General features: G+C 63.2%; 23 protein-coding genes. 18 read left to right on the top strand and 5 right to left on the bottom strand.

Going from position 1 to position 23,633, the window contains the following annotated elements; genetic code table 11:
• Window positions 1-556 precede the first annotated feature (556 nt).
• Both ctrA and sciP read right to left on the bottom strand, forming a co-directional pair.
• A complete protein-coding gene (ctrA, locus tag jaqu_RS06385) occupies window positions 557-1,264 on the bottom strand; it encodes a response regulator transcription factor CtrA (RefSeq protein WP_043918128.1) in 708 nt (235 codons plus the stop codon).
• Between the two features lie 93 nt (window positions 1,265-1,357).
• Window positions 1,358-1,654, bottom strand: coding sequence for a CtrA inhibitor SciP (gene sciP, locus jaqu_RS06380; protein WP_043918142.1), 297 nt, complete (start codon window positions 1,652-1,654; stop codon window positions 1,358-1,360).
• Between the two features lie 122 nt (window positions 1,655-1,776).
• Between sciP and mnmA the strand changes: the two genes are divergently transcribed.
• The 5 genes from mnmA (at window position 1,777) to jaqu_RS06355 (ending at window position 6,168) form a co-directional block, all read left to right on the top strand.
• Window positions 1,777-2,913: a tRNA 2-thiouridine(34) synthase MnmA gene (mnmA, locus tag jaqu_RS06375; RefSeq protein ID WP_043918127.1), complete on the top strand. Its 1,137-nt coding sequence runs from the start codon at window positions 1,777-1,779 to the stop codon at window positions 2,911-2,913.
• Between the two features lie 206 nt (window positions 2,914-3,119).
• On the top strand, window positions 3,120-3,854 hold the full coding sequence (locus jaqu_RS20535; RefSeq protein ID WP_052500817.1) for a hypothetical protein: 735 nt from the start codon (window positions 3,120-3,122) through the stop codon (window positions 3,852-3,854).
• 437 nt (window positions 3,855-4,291) lie between these two features.
• Window positions 4,292-4,705, top strand: a complete 414-nt coding sequence (locus jaqu_RS06365; protein ID WP_043918126.1) for a DUF2852 domain-containing protein — start codon at window positions 4,292-4,294, stop codon at window positions 4,703-4,705.
• Window positions 4,706-4,786: 81 nt separating this feature from the next.
• Window positions 4,787-5,239, top strand: a complete 453-nt coding sequence (locus jaqu_RS06360) for an RDD family protein (RefSeq protein ID WP_043918125.1) — start codon at window positions 4,787-4,789, stop codon at window positions 5,237-5,239.
• Window positions 5,240-5,343: 104 nt separating this feature from the next.
• Window positions 5,344-6,168 (top strand): arginyltransferase, encoded by an 825-nt coding sequence (locus jaqu_RS06355; protein WP_043918124.1) that lies wholly within the window; start codon window positions 5,344-5,346, stop codon window positions 6,166-6,168.
• A gap of 57 nt (window positions 6,169-6,225) precedes the next feature.
• Here the strand turns inward: jaqu_RS06355 and jaqu_RS20530 are convergent, their stop codons facing one another.
• Window positions 6,226-8,175 (bottom strand): divergent polysaccharide deacteylase family protein, encoded by a 1,950-nt coding sequence (locus tag jaqu_RS20530; RefSeq protein ID WP_052500816.1) that lies wholly within the window; start codon window positions 8,173-8,175, stop codon window positions 6,226-6,228.
• Between the two features lie 121 nt (window positions 8,176-8,296).
• On the opposite strand from jaqu_RS20530, the gene jaqu_RS06345 reads away from it, so the two are divergent.
• The 6 genes from jaqu_RS06345 (at window position 8,297) to lexA (ending at window position 13,135) form a co-directional block, all read left to right on the top strand.
• Window positions 8,297-8,878 (top strand): anthranilate synthase component II, encoded by a 582-nt coding sequence (locus jaqu_RS06345; protein ID WP_043918123.1) that lies wholly within the window; start codon window positions 8,297-8,299, stop codon window positions 8,876-8,878.
• Window positions 8,875-9,894 carry an anthranilate phosphoribosyltransferase gene (gene trpD / locus jaqu_RS06340; protein WP_043918122.1) on the top strand — a complete coding sequence of 340 codons (1,020 nt, stop codon included), beginning with the start codon at window positions 8,875-8,877 and terminating at the stop codon, window positions 9,892-9,894. Before jaqu_RS06345 ends, trpD begins: the two co-directional genes overlap by 4 nt.
• The gene (gene trpC / locus jaqu_RS06335; protein WP_043918121.1) at window positions 9,891-10,691 is read left to right on the top strand and encodes an indole-3-glycerol phosphate synthase TrpC; all 801 of its coding nucleotides are present in this window, start codon (window positions 9,891-9,893) and stop codon (window positions 10,689-10,691) included. The genes trpD and trpC overlap by 4 nt, the downstream gene beginning before the upstream one ends.
• Window positions 10,691-11,167, top strand: coding sequence for a cyclic pyranopterin monophosphate synthase MoaC (gene moaC / locus jaqu_RS06330; RefSeq protein WP_043918120.1), 477 nt, complete (start codon window positions 10,691-10,693; stop codon window positions 11,165-11,167). The genes trpC and moaC overlap by 1 nt, the downstream gene beginning before the upstream one ends.
• Window positions 11,164-12,342: a molybdopterin molybdotransferase MoeA gene (locus jaqu_RS06325; protein WP_043918119.1), complete on the top strand. Its 1,179-nt coding sequence runs from the start codon at window positions 11,164-11,166 to the stop codon at window positions 12,340-12,342. The genes moaC and jaqu_RS06325 overlap by 4 nt, the downstream gene beginning before the upstream one ends.
• Window positions 12,343-12,439: 97 nt before the next feature.
• Window positions 12,440-13,135: a transcriptional repressor LexA gene (gene lexA / locus jaqu_RS06320; protein WP_043918118.1), complete on the top strand. Its 696-nt coding sequence runs from the start codon at window positions 12,440-12,442 to the stop codon at window positions 13,133-13,135.
• 298 nt (window positions 13,136-13,433) lie between these two features.
• Here the strand turns inward: lexA and jaqu_RS06315 are convergent, their stop codons facing one another.
• Entirely contained in the window at window positions 13,434-15,476 is a 2,043-nt protein-coding gene (locus tag jaqu_RS06315) for a ComEC/Rec2 family competence protein (RefSeq protein ID WP_161793835.1), read from the bottom strand.
• A gap of 104 nt (window positions 15,477-15,580) precedes the next feature.
• On the opposite strand from jaqu_RS06315, the gene gltX reads away from it, so the two are divergent.
• Window positions 15,581-16,972, top strand: a complete 1,392-nt coding sequence (gene gltX, locus jaqu_RS06310) for a glutamate--tRNA ligase (protein ID WP_043918116.1) — start codon at window positions 15,581-15,583, stop codon at window positions 16,970-16,972.
• A gap of 96 nt (window positions 16,973-17,068) precedes the next feature.
• A complete protein-coding gene (gene gltA, locus jaqu_RS06305; RefSeq protein ID WP_043918115.1) occupies window positions 17,069-18,364 on the top strand; it encodes a citrate synthase in 1,296 nt (431 codons plus the stop codon).
• Window positions 18,365-18,409: 45 nt separating this feature from the next.
• On the opposite strand, the gene jaqu_RS06300 is transcribed toward gltA, so the two are convergent.
• The gene (locus jaqu_RS06300; RefSeq protein WP_316243057.1) at window positions 18,410-19,219 is read right to left on the bottom strand and encodes a DUF6456 domain-containing protein; all 810 of its coding nucleotides are present in this window, start codon (window positions 19,217-19,219) and stop codon (window positions 18,410-18,412) included.
• A 25-nt stretch (window positions 19,220-19,244) separates the two neighbouring features.
• Here jaqu_RS06300 and jaqu_RS22380 point away from each other — a divergent pair, with 25 nt between their 5' ends.
• The 5 genes from jaqu_RS22380 (at window position 19,245) to jaqu_RS21005 (ending at window position 23,359) form a co-directional block, all read left to right on the top strand.
• A complete protein-coding gene (locus tag jaqu_RS22380; RefSeq protein WP_392387215.1) occupies window positions 19,245-20,003 on the top strand; it encodes a DUF6477 family protein in 759 nt (252 codons plus the stop codon).
• A gap of 56 nt (window positions 20,004-20,059) precedes the next feature.
• A complete protein-coding gene (locus jaqu_RS06290) occupies window positions 20,060-20,356 on the top strand; it encodes an STAS domain-containing protein (RefSeq protein ID WP_141134388.1) in 297 nt (98 codons plus the stop codon).
• Window positions 20,353-20,724 (top strand): response regulator, encoded by a 372-nt coding sequence (locus jaqu_RS06285; RefSeq protein WP_043918111.1) that lies wholly within the window; start codon window positions 20,353-20,355, stop codon window positions 20,722-20,724. Before jaqu_RS06290 ends, jaqu_RS06285 begins: the two co-directional genes overlap by 4 nt.
• Window positions 20,721-22,799 carry a chemotaxis protein CheA gene (locus tag jaqu_RS21010; RefSeq protein WP_084629495.1) on the top strand — a complete coding sequence of 693 codons (2,079 nt, stop codon included), beginning with the start codon at window positions 20,721-20,723 and terminating at the stop codon, window positions 22,797-22,799. The genes jaqu_RS06285 and jaqu_RS21010 overlap by 4 nt, the downstream gene beginning before the upstream one ends.
• Window positions 22,800-22,867: 68 nt before the next feature.
• The gene (locus jaqu_RS21005; RefSeq protein ID WP_161793834.1) at window positions 22,868-23,359 is read left to right on the top strand and encodes a chemotaxis protein CheW; all 492 of its coding nucleotides are present in this window, start codon (window positions 22,868-22,870) and stop codon (window positions 23,357-23,359) included.
• The last annotated feature ends 274 nt before the right edge of the window (window positions 23,360-23,633 follow it).

The raw sequence follows: 23,633 nt of genomic DNA, 5'->3' as shown, positions 1-23,633 counted from the left end.
GTGATCTGCTCAATCGTTCCGGGCGGATCGCGTGATCCTGAATGCGTGGCGCGGGTCGGGGATCGCGGATCCCGGCAATCGGGCCTGGCACGGATGGGGATTGCGGCGCTTATTTCTTCGAGGAGCGAACCGCAATTCGGGCCGAGCCTGGGTCTACCCGCCACGCTCCGTTCCGCCGGTCGCCGACATGACACGGGGCGAGGGGCGCCAGCGGTCGATCCACAGACCGTCGCACTCGGCCAGCCCTGAGCCCTGAGCCCTGAGCCCTGAGCCCTGAGCCCTGAGCCCTGAGCCCTGAGAGGGTGCGTCGATCCGAGCCGGGCGCAAGCCTTCCATAATTTGGCGGCCCCAAAAGACGCCGCAATTCTTGCGGCCGCCCCAGAACACCAAATAGCCAGAGGACCCGCGAACTGTGCCCGAAATGCGATCTCGAGGACAAACCCGCGATCACGGCTGCTCACCGGAGCCAGAGCCACGGATCAGAGCATATCCCCACAGCCACGCTCTCCGGGCAGTCATCGATTCCTCGCTGGACCGACGGCAATGGCCTGTCGCCTCAGGCGTGGAGCAGCTTCTCTTCGGCCGCAGGCTCGGGATCGCGCAGGACGTAGCCACGGCCCCAGACCGTCTCGATATGGGTATCGCCGCCCGTCGCCTCGGCCAGCTTCTTGCGCAGCTTGCAGATGAAGACGTCGATGATCTTGAGTTCGGGCTCGTCCATGCCGCCGTAGAGATGGTTGAGGAACATCTCTTTCGTCAGGGTCGTGCCCTTGCGGAGCGAAAGAAGCTCCAGCATCTGGTATTCCTTGCCGGTCAGATGCACCGGCTTGTCATCCACCTGCACCGATTTCGCGTCCAGGTTCACGGTCACGCGGCCGGTGCGGATCACCGACTGGCTGTGCCCCTGGCTGCGGCGGACGATGGCGTGGATGCGGGCGATCAGCTCGTCCCGGTGGAACGGCTTCGTCAGATAGTCGTCCGCCCCGAACCCGAAGCCCTTGATCTTGTTCTCCGTATCGTCGGATCCCGACAGGATCAGGATCGGCGTCTCGACGCGGCTGAGCCGCAGGTGACGCAGCACTTCGTGCCCGTTCATGTCCGGCAGGTTCAGATCCAGCAGGATCAGGTCGTAATCATAGAGCTTCGCCAGATCGATGCCTTCCTCGCCCATGTCGGTGCAATAGACGTTGAGGTTGGCACTTCCGAGCATCAGCTCGATGCTCTTGGACGTGGTAGGATCGTCTTCGACCAGCAGGATCCGCATCGCACTCTCCGGACAGATATCAGGTTCGACTTGCGTCCTAGTTGCCCACAAAAGGTTAACACGGTGTTACCCTTGCCACCTTTATGCCACGATCTAGGCCGCGTCGCCCCCGTCACGCTCCCGGAAGCGCTGAAGCTGCGTGGTCTTCAGACCCTCTGTGCCGTGTCGCGAGGCCATCTCGGCCCAGGATTCGTATTCCTCTTCAGACAGATCGTAACGCTCCAACGCCTCGTCCAGAGGCATCAGCCCGGATTCGACCCCCATCACGACCGCGGCCTTTCGCCGCGCTACCCATCTCGTGGTCCCGGCAGGCGGCAGGTCCGCCCGGCTCATCTGCACGCCATTGGGCAAGGTCACGACACGCGGACCGGCCCCCTTCCTCAGAAACATCATCGCCTCCTATGCAACGTGCTTCTTCCTGAGGCGGCAGCTCTTAAACGAAGGTGAAACACGGCCTTGAGAATAGGGAGCATTTGCCTATATCTGCGCCCTCCGCCGCTCTGGACCCCGCCATGCTGGACGCTCCGCTCAACAGCCTCGGCCTGCCCAAGGCCCCTGCCGACACGCGCGTGGTTGTGGCGATGTCGGGCGGCGTCGATTCCTCCGTCGTCGCGGCCCAGCTCGCAGAAGAGGGCTACGATGTCGTCGGCGTCACGCTTCAGCTCTACGATCACGGCGCCGCGCTGGCCAAGAAGGGCGCCTGCTGCGCGGGCCGCGACATCCATGATGCCCGCCGCGTGGCCGAAACCATGGGCTTCCCGCATTACGTCCTCGATTACGAGAACGCCTTCCGCGAGGCGGTGATCGACGAATTCGCTGACAGCTATCTGGGCGGCGCCACGCCGGTGCCCTGCATCCGCTGCAACGAGCGGGTGAAGTTCCGCGACCTCTTGGAGACGGCAAAGGATCTCGACGCCGATTGCATGGCGACGGGGCACTATATCCAGCGCAAGGCCGGGGCTCACGGGCCGGAACTGCACCGCGCCGCCGATCCCGTGCGCGACCAGTCCTACTTCCTGTTCTCGACCACCGCCGAACAGCTCTCCTACCTGCGCTTTCCGCTGGGCCACCTGCCGGACAAGGCGGCGACCCGCGCGCTGGCGCAGCGCTACGGCCTGCCCGTCGCCGACAAGCCCGACAGCCAGGACATCTGCTTCGTCCCGAACGGCGATTACGCCGCCGTGATCGAAAAGCTGCGGCCCGGCGCCGGAGAGCCCGGCGAGATCGTCGACATGGAGGGCCGGGTGCTGGGCCGCCATGACGGCGTGATCCGCTACACGATCGGCCAGCGAAAGGGGCTGGGCATCGGCGGGCTGAGCGAGCCGCTTTACGTGGTCAAGCTGGATGCCGATGCCAAACGCGTGGTCGTGGGCCCGCGCGAGGCGCTCGCCACGCGCACCGTTCCCGTGCGCGAGGTGAACTGGCTGGGCGACGCGCCGTTCGAGTCGCGCGACGAATGGCATCTCGGCGTCAAGGTCCGCTCGACCAAGCCGCCGGTCGAGGCCGTCATCCGCCCCACCGGCCCCACCACGGCCGATGTCGAACTGCTGACCCCCGAACGTGGCGTCAGCCCCGGCCAGGCCTGCGTGTTCTACGCCCCCGAAGGCAGCCGTGTGTTCGGCGGCGGCTGGATCTGGCGGGGCGCCTAGGCCGCCCGAGCCGGGCGAGCGATCGGCGCGCTGGACCCGCCGTGCCTCGAATCCAGTCCGGTCTTGTGTCCCTTCGCAAGATGCGCGCTGCCGGCCCCATGGGGGGCCATCTTGTCCGCCGAGACGGGCGGCCTACGACGTGACCTTGACCGAGAGGCGGTGCGTCTTTGTGATGCTCCGCCCCGGCATTCCGGACGGGAGCGGTCATGACGATCAACGAATTCCTGACGACCGGCCAGGCGTGGTGGGTCACGTTCCTCATCCTCGGCTGCGTGATCCTGGTCGTGTCCGCCACCTCCGCCTTCGTCGGCTGGGCCGTCCGTGACGGCGCGGACCGCCGGGCGCTCATCCTCTTTCCGGCGATCTTCGTCCTGTGGGGCGGCGGCGCGCTGGCGACCTCGCTGACGCTGGTGCTGGAGTTCACTTGGTTCCTGCCCTTTGCGCTCTTTCCGATCATTCTCGGCTCGGCGATGTCGTTCCTGCCGGTCGTCGCGGGCGTTCTGGCCCGCGTCCCCGTGCACTGGATGATCGGCCTGCAGACCTATCGCGTGTTGGGCGGCCTGTTCCTCTACCCGTACATGGCAGAGGGTATCCTGACGCCCGGCTTCTCCTGGCCCGCGGGTGTCGGAGACGTGCTGACCGGCCTCGCCGCGCCCTTCGTCGCGATCGCCGTCCTGCGCGACCCCGAAGGGGCGCGGCGCATCTTCTACGCCTGGACGGCCTTCGGCATCCTCGACCTGATCGTCGCGCCCCTGTCGGCGGCGATCTGGTCCTTCGGCGTGGGCGGGCAGGACATGACCTTCGCCGTGACGGCGATCCCGCTCTTTCTCGGACCGCCCTTCGGCATCCTGATCCACATCATGACCTGGCGGGCCTTCGAGTTGCAGCGACGGCAATCGGATCTGACTGCGTCATCCGCACGGTCTGCCCCGGCGGAATGACGCGACGCGCGCGTCGGGCTAAGGATCGGGGCGTGACCGGCAAAACCGTGTCGAAGGCAGGCCCCACCCTGTCGAGCCTGCCGCCCCACTTGCCGATGATCCGGCACATCTCGATCGCGGGACCCCGACCGGCTGACTTGTCCGAATTCCGGTCTTGACCCGCGTCCCGCTCCGCCTCTCGTGATCCAGTGCAACAGTGGTTACCGCCCGCCCCCGTGCAGACGCTGTCTGCACAGGGGGTGCACGGGGGGTGCACATCCGTCGCCGGGACGCCTGACGCCATTCGAATCATGCAAGTCACTGGATTCCCAGACGAATTCCGAATTCATGTGAAACGCATTAACTTTTTTGCCCTCAGGCCCTTGCGGCCCCCCTTCCCGCTTCCCATCTCGGGTCATGTGAAGAGCATTCACATAGATCGAAACAAGGAGAGAGAGATGCAAACCGCCCCCGCCTTCGCCGCGCCCCGCGGCAATCCGCTTCGCCGCGCCGAGGCCTGGCTCGATGCCCGTGGCAAGGGCGCCTGGATCGCCGCGATGATCGCCGGCTTCATTCTCTTCTGGCCGATCGGCCTAGCTCTGGTGCTTTACATGACCTTCGCCAACAAATGGTCCCTGGGCCGCAGCCACAAGTCCCGCAGCATGTCCCGCATGACCGGCGGCACCGGAAACACGGCCTTCGACGCCTACAAGGCCGACATGCTGCGCCGTCTGGAAGATGAACAGCGCGCCTTCGAGGAGTTCCTGGAGCGTCTGCGCGAAGCCAAGGACAAGGCCGAGTTCGACCAGTTCATGGACGAGCGCGAGCGCAAGTCCGAGCGCAAGGAAGACGACGGCACCGCCGCCGCCTGAGCCTGTCACCGCGGGCGTCCCTCACCGGGGCGCCCCGAACACCGCCTCGCAACCACCTCTTGCAAAAGGATTTCCCGACCGATGACCGCCCTGACCCATGAAACCGCCCTGCCCTGCCCGCACCGGCAGCCGGAATTCTATCGCGGCGTCGTCGTCAAGCGCGGCCTCGCTTGGGTGGTGGATGCGACGCTCATCACCCTCTTCACTTTCGTCGCGGGTATCCTGACCCTGTCCGTGGCTTGGTTTCTCTGGCCGCTCTTCTTCCTCGCGATCGGCGCCGCCTACCGGATCGCCACCCTGGCGAGCGGCTCCGCCACTTGGGGCATGCGCCTCTTGGGGATCGAGCTTCGCAATGACGAGGGGGCGCGTCTCGACGGCACGCAGGCGATCCTTCACGTGACGGGCTATTATGCCAGCGTGATGTTCGCGATCCTGCCCGCGCTGGCTTCGGTGGTCGCGATGCTGGTGACCGAGCGCAAGCAGGGCCTGACGGATCTCGTCCTCGGGACGGCGGCGATCAACCGGCCCGGCTGAAGCCCGACCAAAGCGCTACGCAGCGGACGCTTCGGCGTCCGCTTTTGCGTTGACGGCCCGGGCCATAGCCTCCAACTGTGTGCGCGGGAGAGCAGAGAACCCGTATGCGCCATAGTCTACCGCTGACGCCGCAATTCTACGTGACGGCGCCGCAGCCCTGCCCGTATCTGGACGGTCGGCGGGAGCGGAAGCTGTTTACCGCGCTGCAGGGATCCGGCGCGGCGGAACTCAACGACAAGCTCTCCAAGCAGGGGTTCCGGCGGTCGCAGAACGTGCTCTACCGCCCGAGCTGCGCGGATTGCTCGGCCTGTCTGTCGGCCCGCATCCGGTGCGACGCGTTCAATCCCAACAGGACGCAACGCAAGATCGCCGCACGATCGGCGGGTCTCCGACGCGAGGTGAACTCGCCCTGGGCCACGGACGAGCAATACGAGCTCTTCCGCCGCTACCTGGCCGCCCGCCACGCCAAGGGTGGGATGGCGGATATGGACGTCTTCGAATTCGCCGCGATGGTCGAAGAGACGCCGATCCGCACCCGCGTGGTCGAGTATTGGGACGACGAGGCCGAGGGCGGCCCCCGACTGGTGGCCGTCTGCCTGACGGATGTGCTCGATGACGGGCTGTCGATGGTCTATTCGTTCTACGACCCCGATGTCCGCCCGCGTTCGCTGGGGACCTACGTCATTCTCGACCACATCGCGATCGCGCGCGAGACGTCGTTGCCGTTCGTCTATCTGGGCTACTGGGTGCCGGGCTCGCCCAAGATGGGTTACAAGGCCGCCTTCGACGCGCTCGAGATCTACAAAAGCGGCCGGTGGCAACCGATCGGCGACCCCGCCGCCCACGCGCACGAGGTTCATCCGCTTTCGGTCGAACCCATCGCCGAGCAGGTCGCCCGCATCGACCTGCCGGACATCGCGCGCCGCTGACCCGGTTTTCCGGTACTGCCCACGTGATCGCCGGACTGCATGCGGCGGATGCGACCGTCAGTCGCTCCCCTCGATCAGGATTGCCGATACCGGTGCGATCTGCACCTCTTCGGCACGGTCGCCCAGCGCCCAGGCATGGAGCGCCGTCACGGTCTCTCCCCTCGCCCGGCCAATCACCAGAGCCGAACCGTCCTGTGCCGCCTCGAATGCGGCGCGATCCAGATAGCGGGTGATCCGGGGCGCACGTTCGTCCCCGTCATCGAGACTGCGGAACACCTGAACCGCCGGAACGCCCGCGCGGGATGCGTTCTGCGTCGCCGAGCCCAGACCGCCCGGACGAACCACGAGGCCGAGGCCGCCTTCTGCCAGCGCGGGCAGAAGGCCCCGCGAGCGCGACAGGCGCCGCTCTTCCGTATCGAGAATGCCGACGGCGAGCGGCATTTCCTGAAAGGCCGCGGCCAAGGCGACTTCCATGTCCGACGGGGTGCCTCCCTCCGGCAGCACGTCTGCAAGCAGCAGCACTTCATGGCCGGCCTCTCTGTAGCGTTCCGCCGCCTCCGGTGCGCCGGGTCGCGTGGGATCCAGCGCGAACGTGATCGGAAAATCGAAGGCCGCCAGATCGCTGGTCGAGACCGACCCGCCGCCGTCATCCACGAGGACGATCCCGAAAAGGGGGCGACCCGCCTCGCGCGAGAAGGCGGCCGCATTGGCCGTCAGGGCACGGGGGCCAGGCGCTTGGTCGGCTTCGGTCGGCTCTTCGCTGCTCAACGTGATGCGGCGCGGCTCACCCGGTGTCAGGATACGCGGGGTGCCGACGAACTCGGTCTCACGCTCCTGCTCCGGAGCGGACGGTGCCGCGCGTGGCGCGCGAACAACATCATCGGGGTCGACCAGGACGATCCCATTCCCGGCCTGCGCCGTCTCGATCTGGCGAACATCCCGCGTGATCGGCTGATCTTCCGCACCCAGAACGACGACCGGCGCCGGCGCCTCGATGATGGTGATCGGCGCGGATGGTGCGGACCCGGCGACCTCCGCCCCCTCATCCGACGCGTCGTCTGCCGAGGGTGCGGGCGCCAGATCGGCAACCTCGGCGACATCCGCATCCACTGCGGCGTCGCTTCCGGGAGCCGTATCCGCCACCGCGGGCGTGTCTGCAGGCGCTTCGTCGATGGCATCGACCTCGGTCGCGAAGCGCTCCAGGTCGACGGCTTCCGCCACGACGAGCGCGTCATCGGCGGCTTCGCTGGTGATCCCTTGGGCGACAGCCTCATCGGCCGGCGCGTCCGCCGGGACCGGATCGGCGACGGCAGCGACCTCTGCCGGATCGCCCTCCACCGGCTGGACAGGCGCATCATCCGTGGCGGGGAGGACTTCGCCCTCCGCTTCGGTGATCTCGACCTCGAACACCTCCGTCTCCGGCGCATCCGCTTCGACGGCCGGCCTCGGCCGGGCAGGCTCATCGCTTTGCGCGGCGGCATCTTCTGTAGCGGGTACCTCGGGCGCTTCGCCCACATCGGCGATCGCAAAGGTGGCGGGCGCGGATTCCTGTACGGCGCTCGGCCCGGCGGGGTCTATGTCGGCCACCGGGGCCGTCACGCTGGGCAACACGACGGAAATCTCGGGCTGCGCCGCGCTTTCGGTCGAGACATCTGGCGAGGCGGGGGCCTGCGCTGCGGGAAGCGGAGCGCTGGCTGTCGCCATTCCGCCGCCGCGCGATGGCGTCCGCAGAACAGGTTCGGCATCGTCACGAGGACGGCCGAACTGGCTTTCGGCGGGCAGATCGATGTCGGTCGCGGGTTCGCCCTCGGCCTCCACGACGACCTGCTCGGGCGGCGGCTCTACGCCCGATGTCTCGGGCTGCTCCTCCAGAGTTGCGGGTTGCGGCGCATCGGGAACCAGCCGGGCATCCCGGACCGGGGGCGGCGCGATCAGCGAGACCGTCATCAGCATCAGCCCCGACAACACGATCGCGCAAAAGCCTCCGAGTATGACCCCCTTGAACATAAGCTTCCCCTCCGCCTGCCTGCCTGCTGCAGTCCGCTTGACCCCGCCCCCCGGCGCTGTCCATCTATAGCCGGACAATGGGGGAGGCAAAGCCCCCGCGGACCACCTTGAGGGGGACGGCTTGCTTCTGCTGATCGACAATTACGACAGCTTCACCTGGAACCTCTACCATTACGTGGCCGAGGAAGGCATCGAGGTGAAAGTCGTCCGCAACGACGCGATGGACGTGCAGCAGGCGATGGGACTGAACCCCACGGCCGTCCTTCTGAGCCCGGGTCCCTGTGATCCCGACCGCGCCGGGATCTGCCTTGCGATGGTCAGCGCCTGCGCCGAGACACGCACGCCGCTGCTGGGTGTGTGCCTGGGCCACCAGGCCATCGGACAGGCGTTCGGAGGCACGGTAACCCGCGCCAGCGAGCCGGTCCACGGCAAGGTTGCGACGATCAGCCACGACGGCACCGGCATATTCGCGGGTCTGCCGGACCCGTTTCGCGCGACGCGCTACCATTCACTGACGGTTGCCGCGGATACACTGCCCGACGAGCTGGTCGCCAACGCGAAGACGCAGGACGGCACGATCATGGGGCTTCGCCACCGGGAGCTTCCGATCCACGGCGTACAATTCCATCCCGAAAGCCTTCTCTCGGAAAACGGTCACGGGCTCATACGGACGTTCCTCTCGCTCTTGCCGGAAACCGCATGAGCGGATTGCCGGCCCTGATCGATGCCGCCGCGCGCGGACCGCTGAGCCGCGAGCAAGCGGCGGCCGCGTTCGCAGCCTTCTTCGAGGGCGAGGCGACGCCCGCGCAGATCGGCGGCTTCCTGATGGCCCTGCGCACGCGCGGCGAGACCGTGGACGAGATCGCCGCCGCCGCCAGCGCCATGCGCGACCGGATGACGCGGGTTGCCGCCCCGGACGGCGCGATCGACATCGTGGGAACGGGCGGCGACGGAAAGGGAACCCTGAATATATCGACCGCCGCCGCCTTCGTGGTCGCCGCCTGCGATGTGCCCGTGGCCAAGCACGGAAACCGCAATCTGTCGTCGAAATCGGGCGCGGCGGACGTCCTTGGCCAGATGGGCGTCGAGGTCATGCTTGGGGCCGAGACGGCCGAGCGGGCCCTGCGCGAGGTCGGCATCTGCTTCATGATGGCGCCGATGCACCATCCGGCGACGCGTCATGTCATGCCGGTCCGCGCCGAATTGGGCACTCGGACGGTCTTCAATGTGCTGGGGCCGCTGACCAACCCCGCCGGAGTGCGTCGTCAACTGACCGGAGCGTATTCGCCGGACCTGATCCGGCCGATGGCGGAAGTGCTTGGCGCGCTCGGCTCAGAGGCGGCCTGGCTCGTCCATGGCGGAGACGGAACCGACGAGCTGTCCATTGCCGGGCCGTCGCGCGTCGCGATCCTCGCGGACGGAGCCGTGACGGAGCGGACGGTCTCACCGGAGGATGCGGGCCTTCCGATCCATCCATTCGAAGCGATCCTCGGGGGCGAACCAGAGGAGAATGGCCGCGCCTTCCGCGCGCTCATGGAGGGCAAGGCGGGCGCCTACCGCGACGCCGTGCTCTTGAATGCCGCGGCAGCCCTGGTCGTCGCGGGCCGCGTGGCCGACTTGCCAACGGGCGCGGAGATGGCAGCCGGAGCCATTGACGCGGGAACCGCAATGGAGAAGGTCCGGGCTCTCGCCGAACTGACCCGGAAGGATGCGGCATGAGCACAATTCTCGACCGCATCAAGGCCTACAAGCTGGAAGAAGTCGCGACCCGCAAATCCACGAGACCGCTGGCTCGCGTCGAGGAGGACGCCAAGGCGGCGTCGCCTGTCCGACCCTTTGCCGAGGCGCTTCAACGGGCCACCGCGACGGGATACGGCCTGATCGCCGAGATCAAGAAGGCCAGTCCGTCCAAGGGACTGATCCGCGCGGATTTCGATCCTCCCGCCCTTGCGCGCGCCTATGAGGACGGTGGCGCGACCTGCCTGTCCGTCCTGACCGATGCGCCCAGTTTCCAAGGCCACGAAGACTACCTCGTCGCGGCGCGCGGCGCGGTGACCCTGCCCGTAATCCGCAAGGATTTCCTCTACGACCCTTGGCAGGTCGCAGAGACCCGCGCGCTCGGCGCAGATTGCATCCTGGTCATCATGGCGAGCGTCTCGGATGACCAGGCAGTGGAACTGGTGGATGCCGCGCGCGACTGGGGAATGGATGCACTGATCGAAGTCCACGATCGCGCCGAGCTGGATCGTGCGCTGCGGCTGGACGCTCCGCTTCTCGGCGTGAATAACCGCAATCTCAATACGTTCCACACCGACCTTCAGACGACCCGCGACCTGTCGACTGCGGTTCCGGAAGATCGGATCCTCGTGGCCGAGTCGGGTCTGTCGACGCCCGCCGATCTGGCTGACATGGCCCGCCACGGAGCGCGCGCGTTCCTCATCGGCGAGAGCCTGATGCGCCAGCCCGACGTTGCCGGCGCGACCCGAACGCTGCTCGCCGATCCGGTCGCAGCCTGATGTCCGGTCTGACACATTTCGACGGCGAGGGGTCGGCGCACATGGTCGACGTGTCCGGAAAGCCTGCGACGCAGCGGGTCGCTGTCGCCGGGGGCTGGGTGCGCATGGCCCCTGAGACGTTGCGACTGATCGAGGACGGCGCCGCGAAAAAAGGGGACGTCAAGGGTGTCGCCCGCCTCGCCGGAATCATGGGCGCGAAGCGCACGGCCGATCTGATCCCCCTGTGCCATCCCCTGCCGATCACCAAAGTCGCCGTCGATATCGAACCCGACCGGGATCTGCCGGGCCTCCGGATCGTCGCAACCGTCGGCACGACCGGCCAGACCGGGGTGGAAATGGAGGCGTTGACCGCCGTCTCGGTGACCTGCCTGACAGTCTACGACATGGTCAAGGCAGTGCAGAAGGATATGGAGATCGGCGGCCTTCGCCTCTTGTCCAAATCGGGCGGGAAATCCGGCGACTGGCAGGCCTCGTGATATCGGTCCAAGAGGCCCGCGACCACCTGATCGCGCTCATGCCGACCATGCCCGTCGAGACCGTGCCGATCGCCAAGGCGTCAGGGAGGGTCCTGGCCGCACCGATCGAGGCGCGGCACGACCAGCCCCCCTTTGCCGCCTCTGCCATGGATGGCTATGCGCTCGCGGGGCCGGTCGAGGTCGGCGAGAGATTGACGGTCATCGGCGAGGCAGCGGCAGGCCATCCCTTCGATGGCCGCCTCGCTCAGGGAGAGGCCGTCCGCATCTTCACCGGGGCGCCCGTCCCCGAGCCTGCCGACCGGGTTTTGATCCAGGAGGACGCGCGAGGCGAGGGCAACGGGATCGAAGTTCTCGATGCCCCTCGCGAGGGTCTTCATATCCGTCCGGCCGGCGGCGATTTCGGTCGGGGTGACCGGATGGCGCCCCGACGTCTTGGTTTCGCCGATCTCGCGCTGGCCGCCGCGATGGGCCACGGCGACTTGCCAGTCCGCCGCAGGCCGCGGATCTCGATCCTGATGACCGGCGACGAACTGCGTCACCCCGGAGAAACCCTGCCACCCGGCGGGATCGTGGCGTCGAACGGATATGGTCTGCTTGCTCTCCTATCCAATGCCGGCGCCCTGCCCCGCCTCCTCCCCATCGCGCCCGACGATCCGAAACTCTTGATCGCGGCCCTGGAAACCGGGCTCGACGCGGATCTGATGGTCACGATCGGCGGGGCATCCGTCGGCGCGCACGACCTTGTCGCAGGTCTGGGTCGGGACGGCATGGACCTCGTCTTTCACAAGGTGCGGATGCGCCCGGGAAAGCCCCTGCTTGCGGGACGCTGGCGCGGCACACCGCTGATCGGGCTTCCCGGAAACCCGGTTTCTGCACTCGTCTGCGGGGTGATCTTCCTGCTGCCTGCGCTGCGGGCCAGTCTCGGACTGCCCGCGGAACCCACGATGCTCGATCTGCGGCTCGCGACCCCGGTTCGCGAGAATGGACCGCGGGAGCACTACATGAGAGGCCGCCTCGTGAGCGGTGCGGTCGAGGTCTTCGACCGTCAGGACAGCAGCCTGTTGAGTGTGCTGGCAGACGCGGATGTTCTGGTGATCCGGCCCCCGAACGATCCCGCCCGTTCCATCGGAGATGTTGTCGCGGCGATCGCCTTGCCCAGCGTTAACAGATTCTAAACCTTCCACTGCGACGAAGACGCAAATCCCGTGGAAATGTTGACACGAAACGGGAACTTTCGTAGAACGTGCGCGAACATCGGGCAGTGGGGACGACATGCTGACGCGGAAACAACGTGATCTTCTGGCATTTATCCACAAGCGGTTGCAGCGCGACGGCGTTCCTCCCTCGTTCGACGAGATGCGCGACGCACTCGATCTTCGTTCGAAATCCGGCATTCACCGTCTGATTACCGCACTCGAGGAGCGGGGCTTCATCCGGCGTCTCGCGCACAGGGCGCGGGCGATCGAAATCGTGCGTCTGCCCGAGGACATGGGCGGTGGCCCGACCGCGGGGTTCCGTCCGACCGTGATCGACGGCGACCGCCCCGACAGGGACCTGCCATCCGCGATCCCGGTCAGGATCGACGCGCAGGAGCTTCCGGTCATGGGTCGGATCGCCGCGGGCGTCCCAATCGAGGCCATCAGCGAAGTGTCCCATCATGTCGCCGTGCCCGGCCAGATGCTGGATCGCGGCGGTGCGCATTACGCCCTTGAAGTAAAGGGCGAGTCGATGATCGACGCTGGCATCAACGACGGGGACGTCGTCGTCATTCGCGAGCAGACGACGGCAGATGATGGAGATATCGTCGTCGCTCTGGTCGAAGGTCAGGAAGCGACGCTCAAGCGGTTTCGCCGTGAACGGGGCATGATCTGCCTCGAAGCGGCCAACCCGGCATTCGAGACGCGGATCCTGCCACAGGACAAGGTAAAGGTTCAGGGCCGCCTCGTCGGCCTGATCCGGAGCTACTGAGCCGCGGGAACTTCGCCTTGCAATGAAGCGGTCTTGCGGGAGCGTTGACGGGGGCTTTCGCTTGGGTTCTGCCGATCCAATGGATCTGCCTGCAGCTCTCAAGCTCACGGATTACAGGATCGCCGGTGGCGGGAACCTAGGTAAGCCCTCATCAATCCATGCTTCTGAAAGCGTGATGTCGAAATTGGCCTTTGCAGGAGCGACATCGCCCAGGGCTTCCCTGCCGGAGAAGTTGCAGTCAAACGCCCCAGCGGGGATCAGGATCAGCGGACCTTCGGGTGGACAGTTTGGCGTCCGCCTAGCGGACCCAGGGGCGCTGTCCCTGTAGCTCGCGACTGGTCCTGACACGGACCGCACCGTCCGGTTCTCCGGTCAGGGATAGAGCTCCGGTGCGGGAGAGGGCTTTCGCATCGTAGAGGACGCATCGCGGCGGATCTCCGTCCCACACACGCGGGGTTATGATCCATTCGCCAGCGACGCAATCGGCGAGGATCGTCTTCAGCTCCGCGGAGGACCGGACGACACGAAATGACGGGAGTCCCGCAACGCTTGGCCGATCGCGCGCCGCGGCCATCTCTTGCGACACCGGATCGCCGTCGTTCTCGAGCCACGAGGCGGCGGTGAACCCGTCGCCCTTGGCCCGGCTCAGCCAGCGCCCCCCCTCGCTCTGAATGCCTGCGAGCCCTCCGCTTTCGGAGACCAGCATCATCGGACGCTCGCTCTGCGCCCAGAGGATGATCGCCAGAAAGCAGGGTATGGCTCCGTAGAGGCGTGTCCGGCCTGCTGCGGCCCCCATCCAGACGAAACCGATCCCGAAGAGGGGCAGGACGTGCCAGCTCGGTGCGGGCAGATGCAGGACCGAGCCGTCCAAGGCTGCGATCCACTCCGCGACGACAATGATCCAGCCAATTCCCTGCTCGGCACACCAGAACGGGAGCTCCTGCAGGCCCAATGGCCAGAGGATGAGACCGATCAGAAGGCTGGGCATGACGATTGCACCCATCATCGGCACTGCGAGGAGGTTCGCCAGAAGCCCATACTGCCCGACACGGTTGAAATGGATCGCCGCAAACGGGCCGGTCGCAAGCCCGGCGACGGCCGAGGACAGCAGGAGGGCGATTCCCCACCCGATCACGCCCCGACGCCACTTCGGATCTCGATTGGAGAGCCAACCGAATGCGACAACAAGGGCACCGGTCGCCGCGAAAGACATCTGAAAACCCGGGCCGATAAGGCTCTCCGGGCGCCAGGCCAAAACGATCAGCGCGGCGATCGCGACCGAACGCATCGAAAGCGCGCGGCGCCCCACGATGACCGCCCCCAGCATAACCGCAGCCATGACGAAGGCCCGCTGTGTTGCGATCCCGCCACCGGAGAGCGCGAGGTATGCGACCGCAACCGGAAGCGCGATGCACGCAGCCCAAATCCGTGTCGGGTATGCGAGGGCGATGCGCGGGCTGAGTGCGAGCACGCCTCTCACGCTTGCGAAGACGAACCCGACGAGCAGCCCCATGTGCAGACCGGAGATCGCGAGAAGATGCGCGAGATTAGACGCGCGGAGCGCCTCTGTGACGTCGTCGGGTATGCCCGAGCGATCTCCGACGACGATGGCCGCCGCAACCTGCCCTCGCTCTTCGGGTATGGCATTTCGCAAGGCCTGAGCGATGGCATATCGAGCGCCGGCGACAGCCGATCCCTCTGCCCTTTCGGACGCCAGCAAGAGCGGCACCCGGCTGTATCCGAGAGCACCGAGCGAGTCGAACCATGCGTGTCGCTGGAAATCGAATCCGCCCGGCTCGGTCGGTCCTGCCGGAGGGGAAAGATGAGCCGTCGTCATGACCCTAAGCCCAGGTCGCGGCTCTGTTCCTTCGGGACCATGGAGGGAAACACGAACGCGGCGCGGGGTCCTCTCGGGCGCGATCCCATCTAGTCGAACGCGGTCGAGCGTCAGCCGAACTGCCCCTGAGGCGGACCGGTCGATCTTGACGATGCGCCCCTCGACCGCGCCGTAGTACCGAAACGGCATGACAGGGCCCGCGACGATTGCGGTCCGCATCTGCGCCGCGACCAATCCGAAGACAAAGACCGCGAGCAAAAGATAGAGAAAACCGACGCCGTCGCGTGAAATCCACGTAAGGAGCGACAGCGCACATATCGCCAATGCGAAAACAGCGGTCGCCGCATGCGACGGCTCGACCGGGAGGGCAAAGTAGGTGCCTATCCCACACCCGAAAGCCGTCGCGATCCACGGCATCCGGAATCCGCGAAGACCGTGCAGCGCGGTCGCGACCGTGACGAACGGACCGTTCTGCAGCACCATGGCATCGTCACGCGCAGCCAATCGCCGCCCCCCGCTTGTCAGTCGTGTGGGTCCCCCCTTAGAACCCCCGCGACCCTGCCGCATGAGGGTTACCAATGAGTTAATATGTCCTGTCCGGAGGCTCTATGACCAACGCGCCCGTTACACGCATCGCTCCGTCTCCGACCGGAATGATGCATATCGGCACGGCACGGACCGCGCTGTTCAACTGGCTTTACGCCCGGGCGAAAGGCGGAACATTTCTCCTCAGGGTGGAAGACACGGACCGCGCCCGCTCGACCCCCGAGGCGACCGCCGCCATCTACGAGGGGCTGGAATGGCTTGGCCTCGATTGGGACGGCGAACCCGTCAGTCAGTTCGAGCGCGCACCCCGTCACGCGGAAGTTGCCGAGCAAATGCTAGCGAGCGGCCACGCATATCGGTGTTTCTCCACACAGGACGAGATCGAGGCCTTCCGCAACGAAGCCCGTGCCGAGGGACGCTCGACGCTGTTCAGAAGCCCATGGCGCGACAGCGATCCCTCGACACACCCGGAGGGCCCATCCGTGATCAGGCTGAAGGCTCCACGCGACGGCGCCACCGCGATCGAGGATGCCGTTCAAGGGACGGTCACGACCCGAAACGATCAGCTGGACGACATGGTTCTGCTGCGTTCGGACGGGACGCCGACCTACATGCTGGCCGTGGTGGTGGATGACCATGATATGGGCGTCACACATGTGATCCGGGGCGATGACCATCTCACGAATGCCGCGCGGCAAGCGCAGATCTACGATGCGATGGAATGGAATCGGCCAGTCTGGGCGCACATCCCCCTGATCCACGGCCCGGACGGGAAGAAACTGTCGAAACGCCACGGGGCGACCGGCGTTCTCGAATATGCGGAGATGGGTATCCCAGCCCAAGCGATGCGCAACTACCTCGCCCGCCTCGGGTGGAGCCATGGGGACGACGAGTTCTTCAATGACGCTCAGGCCCGGGCCTGGTTCGATCTTGATGGCATCAACAAGGCACCCGCCCGCCTGGACCTCAAGAAGCTCGAAAGCATCTCCGGCCAGCACATCGCCGCGATGCAGAACCATGAAATTGAAGACGCAGTAAGGGGATGGGCCGAACGATCCGGCGCGGAGGTGGACCTGAATGCGCTGCGCCCTGCGATCGGCATCGTGAAAGGCGGGGTGAAAACCCTTCCTCAACTCGTCGACCGTGCGCATTTCGCGACCGCGTCGCGACCGATCGAGCCAGACGAAAAAGCTGCAAAGGCGCTCGATACGGTATCCCGTGGTATGCTGTCTGAATTGACGCCGCACCTGCGAAATGCTAGCTGGACGCGCGAGGAGTTGGAGGCCGCCGTAACAGCTATTGCAGAAGCGCATGGCGTCGGTTTGGGGAAGCTTGCGGCACCACTCCGAGCCGCATTGGCGGGTCGCACCGCCACCCCCAGCGTCTTTGACATGATGCTGGTGCTCGGCCGGGAGGAAAGCTTGGCCCGCATCAACGACGCGACAGCCACCTGACCCCGGCTGCCGCACCGGCAAGCGAAAGCAGAAAAGGTTTTCGCTTTCGATAGTTACGTGGTGGACCATTTCCACCGCCGAGATGGAAGGACCGACATGGCCGAGACTCAGAAGACAGCGACTTTGAAAGTGGACGGAACGACGATCGATCTGCCCGTTCACAGCCCGACAGCCGGTCCCGATGTCATCGACATCCGCAAGCTCTACGCGCAAGGCGACGTCTTCACATACGATCCCGGCTTCACCTCGACCGCTGCCTGCGAGTCCGCGATTACGTTCATCGACGGCGAAAAGGGGGTCTTGCTGCACCGCGGCTATGCGATCGGCGAACTGGCCGAAAAATCCCATTACCTCGAGGTCTGCTACCTGCTGCTTTATGGCGAACTTCCAACCGCTGCCCAGCTCGAAGACTTCACGCAGCGCGTCACCATGCACACGATGCTCCATGAGCAGATGCATTACTTCTTCCGCGGGTTCCGCCGCGATGCGCATCCAATGGCGATCATGGTCGGTGTGGTCGGCGCTATGGCTGCGTTCTACCACGATTCAACCGATATCAACGATCCGTGGCAGCGTGAGGTCGCGTCGATCCGGATGATCGCGAAGATGCCGACGATCGCCGCGATGGCATTCAAGTACTCGATCGGCCAGCCCTTCGTCTATCCGCGGAACGATCTCGACTACGCCTCCAACTTCTTGAACATGTGCTTCAGCGTGCCGGCGCAGGATTACGTGGTGGATCCGATCCTGAGCCGCGCCATGGACCGGATCTTTACCCTCCACGCCGACCACGAGCAGAACGCGTCGACCTCGACCGTTCGGCTCGCGTCGTCTTCGGGCGCGAACCCGTTCGCCTGTATCGCGGCAGGCATCGCATGTCTCTGGGGCCCCGCGCATGGTGGCGCCAACCAGGCATGTCTTGAAATGTTGCGGGAAATCGGGACGGTCGACCGGATCCCGGAATTCATCGCGCGCGCGAAGGACAAGGACGACCCGTTCCGCCTGATGGGGTTCGGCCACCGTGTCTACAAGAACTTCGACCCGCGCGCGACGGTAATGAAGGAGAGCGCCGACGAGGTTCTCGAACTGCTCGGCGTCGAGAACAACCCGACGCTGCAGGTCGCCAAGGAGCTTGAAAAACAGGCGCTCGACGATCCCTACTTCGCCGAGAAGAAGCTGTTCCCGAATGTGGATTTCTATTCGGGGATCATCCTAGAAGCGATGGGATTCCCGACATCGATGTTTACGCCAATCTTCGCGCTGTCGCGGACCGTGGGCTGGATTTCCCAGTGGAAAGAGCAGCTTGACGATCCCGCGCTTAAGATTGGCCGACCACGCCAACTCTACACGGGTGAAACAGAACGCGCTTACGTCGAAGTCGAGTCGCGATAGACCGATGGATGGGCGGGTCCCGATCGGGCCCGCCCGCGCGGCAAACTACAGTCTGCCTTTCTCGACATAGTGAGCATGCAGACGCTGCAAGGCGATCCTCAGAACGATTTTCCCTGAACGCGCGGCCCATCCGAGCCGCTTCTCTGTCGACTCGACGCCTTCCAGAAAACAACAGACCCGCAGAGCGACATCGCCGAGCCCCGGACCGAGCTCTCTCAAGGCTTCGGCAACGTGGTGCCGAGCGCTTTCATTGCCTTCCCCACGGCTATCGCTTCCAAAGTCCCCTCGCGCTCCAGCCGTAAGGAAGCGATCCCAGTTCTGACCAACCCTGGGCCCCATCTGCGCCCTTTCGAAATCATCGCGAAGGGTCTCCCCGGCAAGGACAAGGGCAGCGGTCAGAAACGGACTGCCGTCCTTTTCGCGACGCCTTGCAAGCGCCCCCAGGGGAGACTCGGCAAGGTTAACTCTGAGACGCTCAGCCCCATTCCGTCCTTCGCGTGTGACTTCCTCGATAGTCGTATTCTGGGTCAGGAAAGGAGATGGCGCTTCTGCCAGACCCCGGGCCGCAACCTTCTGGTTGTGCCGTTCGGCGAGGATCCTCTTCAGGGCACACCGGCCCATTTCGGTTATACGATACCGCGTGACCTTGCCGGCGCGATAGCACGATACCCATTCCTTCAAGACAAATGCTTGCGCGACGGCACGGGGCAAAGTGGCAAGACGCGTCGGATCGCTGTCGCTTTTCAGGACGACGGCCTGAGGCATGCCAATGCCGACGAGAAGAATGGCATCGCCCTCGCAAAGCCGACGAAGAACCCGTGCGGCTTCGCGCTTGAGAGTGTCGTCGTCGATCATCTGAGCGCGCTGCGGCATTGCGGACATGGATTCGTACCCCTCGCTAGAAGTCTTGGTCACGACCGCCGCACCAAGGCGGTCCAGTATATCGTCCACAAGCGGGTCCTCGCGCCTGGCTTTCAGTCGCCGGACCTGCCTCAGTATCGTCGATGCGGTACATCCGTATTCTGCGGCGACCTCTCTCAGAGACCGCCCTTCGCTCGTGTGTGCGATATACGCGCGGGCGGGATCAGGGATCCAATTGGGGATAGGTCCACCAGACCCCTCTGAGGCGTGCGGATACATTGGCATTCTGCCGATTCCAGGCTGTGGAAAAGTCGGCTCAGATCACCCCGCATTGGTTACCAGTGAGTTAAAAATGTGCTCCCAGAGAGGCAACCGTTGCGAAACCGTAAACGGTGCCGAAGAACCGTTCGCGTCTTCCGCGGTCGACGCAACAGAGCCCACCACTCCGCCATCATCCTGGAACCAAAACTTTCCAGCGGAGAGACTTATGACCGACCTCGACACAGCGATAGCCGAACTCAATCGCCCCAAACTGCTCGTCGATGCAGCTCATCATGGCTGCCACACATATAAGCGGAGGCGCGATCTCCGTCGCCTACTCCGGATCGCAATCCCGCGCAGTCCCGAAGATGCTCTCAAGCGTTTGCTTCCGATCGAACATGACCTCGAGCGTCGGAGACAGATGAAGACGAGCGCCTACTCGATCTCACGGCATGTCGAAATCCTCACGGCCGTCATCTCCGAAACGATGGCTCTTCGCATGAGTAGCCGAGCCTAACGAAATCTTAGGACCTCGATCGGTAGTGCTCGTCGCCAAGCTCCGACGAGGTCCTGATGAACGAACCACATGACACCGAGCACGCAGACGGAAAAAGCCTCAGGCTCAGCCGTCGCATGGACATGTCCGCAGCACCCGATCTCTTGGCCGCCCTGCGAGCAAGAAAGGGACGATTCCGACTCCTCGCCGATGAAGTCGAAGTGCTCGAATTTTCGTGCATCCAGATACTCTTGTCCGCACGGAAGGACGGCCGAGAACTCGAGATTGTCGATCCATCTCCGGATTTCATCAGAGACCTCGAGTTCGTCGGCTGCTCCATCGAGATGCTCGAAGAGCGTGAGATCGCCCGATGAGAGTCCTCGCCGTCGACGACAGCCGAACAATCCGCGACCTCGTGCGCCTCACACTCACGCGTGAAGGGATCGAAGTCATCCTTGCCGATGATGGAATCGATGGGCTTGAACGCCTGGCAGCGATGGACGGGCATCCGGATGCAATCCTGACCGACGTCAACATGCCTCGTCTGGACGGCTTCGGATTTATCGAGCGCGTCCGACAGGATGAGGGTAACAGCAGTATTCCGATCCTCGTTCTCACGACAGAAAGCGCACGTGATCTGCGTCAGCGCGCGCGGCAGGCGGGCGCAACCGGCTGGCTCGTCAAGCCTTTCGACCCTGCACGCCTCGTCGGAACCCTGCGAGCTGTTGCGAGTACATCATGACGGACGCACTCGATGAGTTGAGATCGGGTTTCTATGAAGAATGCGAAGAACTCATAGAAGAGTTCAATCTGAGCTTAGAGCGCCTGGATGGAGACGACAATCAGGCTGAAGATATTGCTTCCGCGTTCCGCGCCGTCCACTCGATCAAAGGCGGCGCAGCTATTTTTGGTATGGACGCGCTCGTAGATGTGTCTCACCAGGTCGAAACACTTCTGGATATAATCCGAAGTGATGACGCAACGGTCGACGTTGAAACCACTTCGGTTCTCAAGCTGGCCGCGGACCATATCTCATCCATCGTATTCGATTTCAGGTCGGAGCGCGCACCATCCGACCAATCCGTCTGTGAGATATCCAAGAAGATCACCGCGCACATCGAAAAAATCACTAATCTTGATTCCAGCAAGGAGGATACCGACGGAAAAAATGGTCCTCAGTGGATTGATGAGACCGGAAATTTCGAAGGTATCGGAGAATACTGGCGCACGGGATGGCAGATCGATATTACGGCGCGCCGACCCGACACCTACCCCAGCACAGGTCCGGAGCATCTATTTCGCGCCCTTCGAAAGCTGGGCGAAATATCGGCCTCATGCATTGAAGCTGGTGTCCCAAATCTAACCGAACTCGACCCAAAGACAATATACGCTTCGTGGCAAATACTCGTGACGCCAGCGACTGATGACATCGCTGAGAAGGAGATCAGTAAATTAATTGGAAAATTTGAGAATGAATATAGCTGTGTGTTTAAAAAATTTGGATGCTCTGATGACCTCCAAGCTCCGCGTCATGCAATAAAATCCAATAAGCCACCCCCACAAGATCGAGATTTCCTGAAAAACTCTCAGTCCGGAACAACCAACGCATCACTTTTCAAGAATCAGAGCACGCGAGTCGCGCTTGAAGATATCGATCTTCTAGTAAACCTCGGCAGTGAAATGCTTGTGTCTCACTCGCAGCTATCCCAGATACTTAAAACGGAACAATCGACATTAAACACCGATATCGCCCTTGAACAAATGCTCAATGCGATCAAACAGCAGCAAGGGATTCTTACGAGAGTGCGAGCGGTTCAAATCCGCCCTCTTTTTCAGAGGATCGCCAGGGTCGCAGAGGATGCAGCAATTAAGGCTGATAAGTTGATCGAAGTCAAATTGAGGGGCGATCACACACGGATAGATAAGTCGATTATCGAGCGACTCGTCGACCCGCTGACGCATGTAGCGAGAAATGCTGTCGATCATGGAATCGAGAAGTCCGAAATTCGCAGGCGGGCCGGCAAGAGCCCAAAAGGACAGATTCTGCTGAGTGCCACGCAAGAATCCGACCGGATCATTATCGAGGTGTCGGATGATGGACGTGGATTTGACTACGATGAAATAAGGAGAAGGGCCTACAGGAGCGGGATCACCGAAAGTCCCGACGGCATGTCCGATCAAGACCTTTCGAGAATTGCCATGAGAGCGGGGTTCTCTACCAAGGATGATACATCGGAGTTGTCCGGTCGAGGAGTGGGCCTCGATGTCGTTCATGACGCAACCAGAGCTCTTGGCGGAAATCTCACCATCAGATCGAACCGAGGAGTTGGGGCATCCCTTCTTTTCAGCCTTCCGCTGACCCTTTCAGTGCTGGACGGTATGCTTGTGAGAGCCGCCGACAGTCGATACATTATTCCGTTGTCGTCAGTCGATGACGCGCAGACAGCTGAGAATGGTGGCATTCGGACTGTAAGCGGCCAATCTTTTATGATGATACCGAACAATGAGCTCATACCCATTTTTGACTTATCTTCCATTTTAGGGACTAGATCGCAGGATCATGAGAGCACTCCACTATTACTTGAGAACGACGCCGAAGGGAAAACAGTTCTGACACTTGTTCCCGACGTAAACTCAAAGTACGCAGTTTGCGTCGATGAGATCGAATCTCAAGTGCAGGTTGTATCTAAGCCTCTGTCTGATACATCATTAGTTACACGGGCCATCTCCGGAGCAGCGATCTTGGGGGACGGAGATCTTGTTTTGGTGGTTGATGCAGAGGGCCTTTTTGATGTCGCGCACGGGAGCATTCCATGACCAGCGTGCGGAATATAAGTCTTTTGCAAGACTCAAGGTCGCCGCGAGTAAAAACAGGAGGATTCATTATGGGTGCTGATAGTTCAGAAGAGAGGTTTTTGGATATCCCGAATGATACTTCCGATCCACTTATAAACGATGCGACGTATCTGACTTTCTTTTCCAACGATACCCGATACGCCATCGATCTCGGATCGGTGCAGGAGATACGGCGACTCGGCTCAGTCACGTCCCTGCCGCGATCACCTGAAGAGATCATTGGCCTGATCAATATTCGCGGAAATTTGGTGCACGTAGTTGATTTCGATTTTCTGATGAATGCTCGGCGAAGAGTACCCAGCGAGCGTGCTGTTGTAATATTGGTGGCAATGCCCAGTAACATCGTTGGATTGGCCGTTGACGCCGCTGGTGATATCCTCTCCGTTAAGCTAGACGGGCGGAGTTCTATCGGCACCCCCCAAGGAACTTCGGGCCTCAATCATATAGTCGAGTTAATTTATGAAGATGATCGCCCTATTTGCGTTGTAGACATTGAGTCTCTGCTGGGAGCCGTAGCCTGATTACAAAATTCCTCCAGATATCTGCGGCTTGTTTCTGCACAAAATCGATATGGTTGTGGGAGGGATCGAGATTCGAGGCCTTGCTGCACAAAGTCTGCTTGATGTTGACATTGCGCATTCAGCGGGATGTCCGGGCGGCATTTCCAAGCCTTCACCCGACCCCTCTGTAGCTCTGAATTAGTTGTCTGGGCATCCTCTGCTGCGTGAAAGTGAGCTACACCCCGATCCTTGGACAGGATCTGGCGGGATTTAAGCTACTCTCCGGGTTTCCTGG

The organism is Jannaschia aquimarina (assembly GCF_000877395.1).
GTDB lineage: Bacteria > Pseudomonadota > Alphaproteobacteria > Rhodobacterales > Rhodobacteraceae > Jannaschia > Jannaschia aquimarina.
Note: the sequence above shows the minus strand (reverse complement) of the source record. Positions and strands in the feature narration are given on the sequence as shown.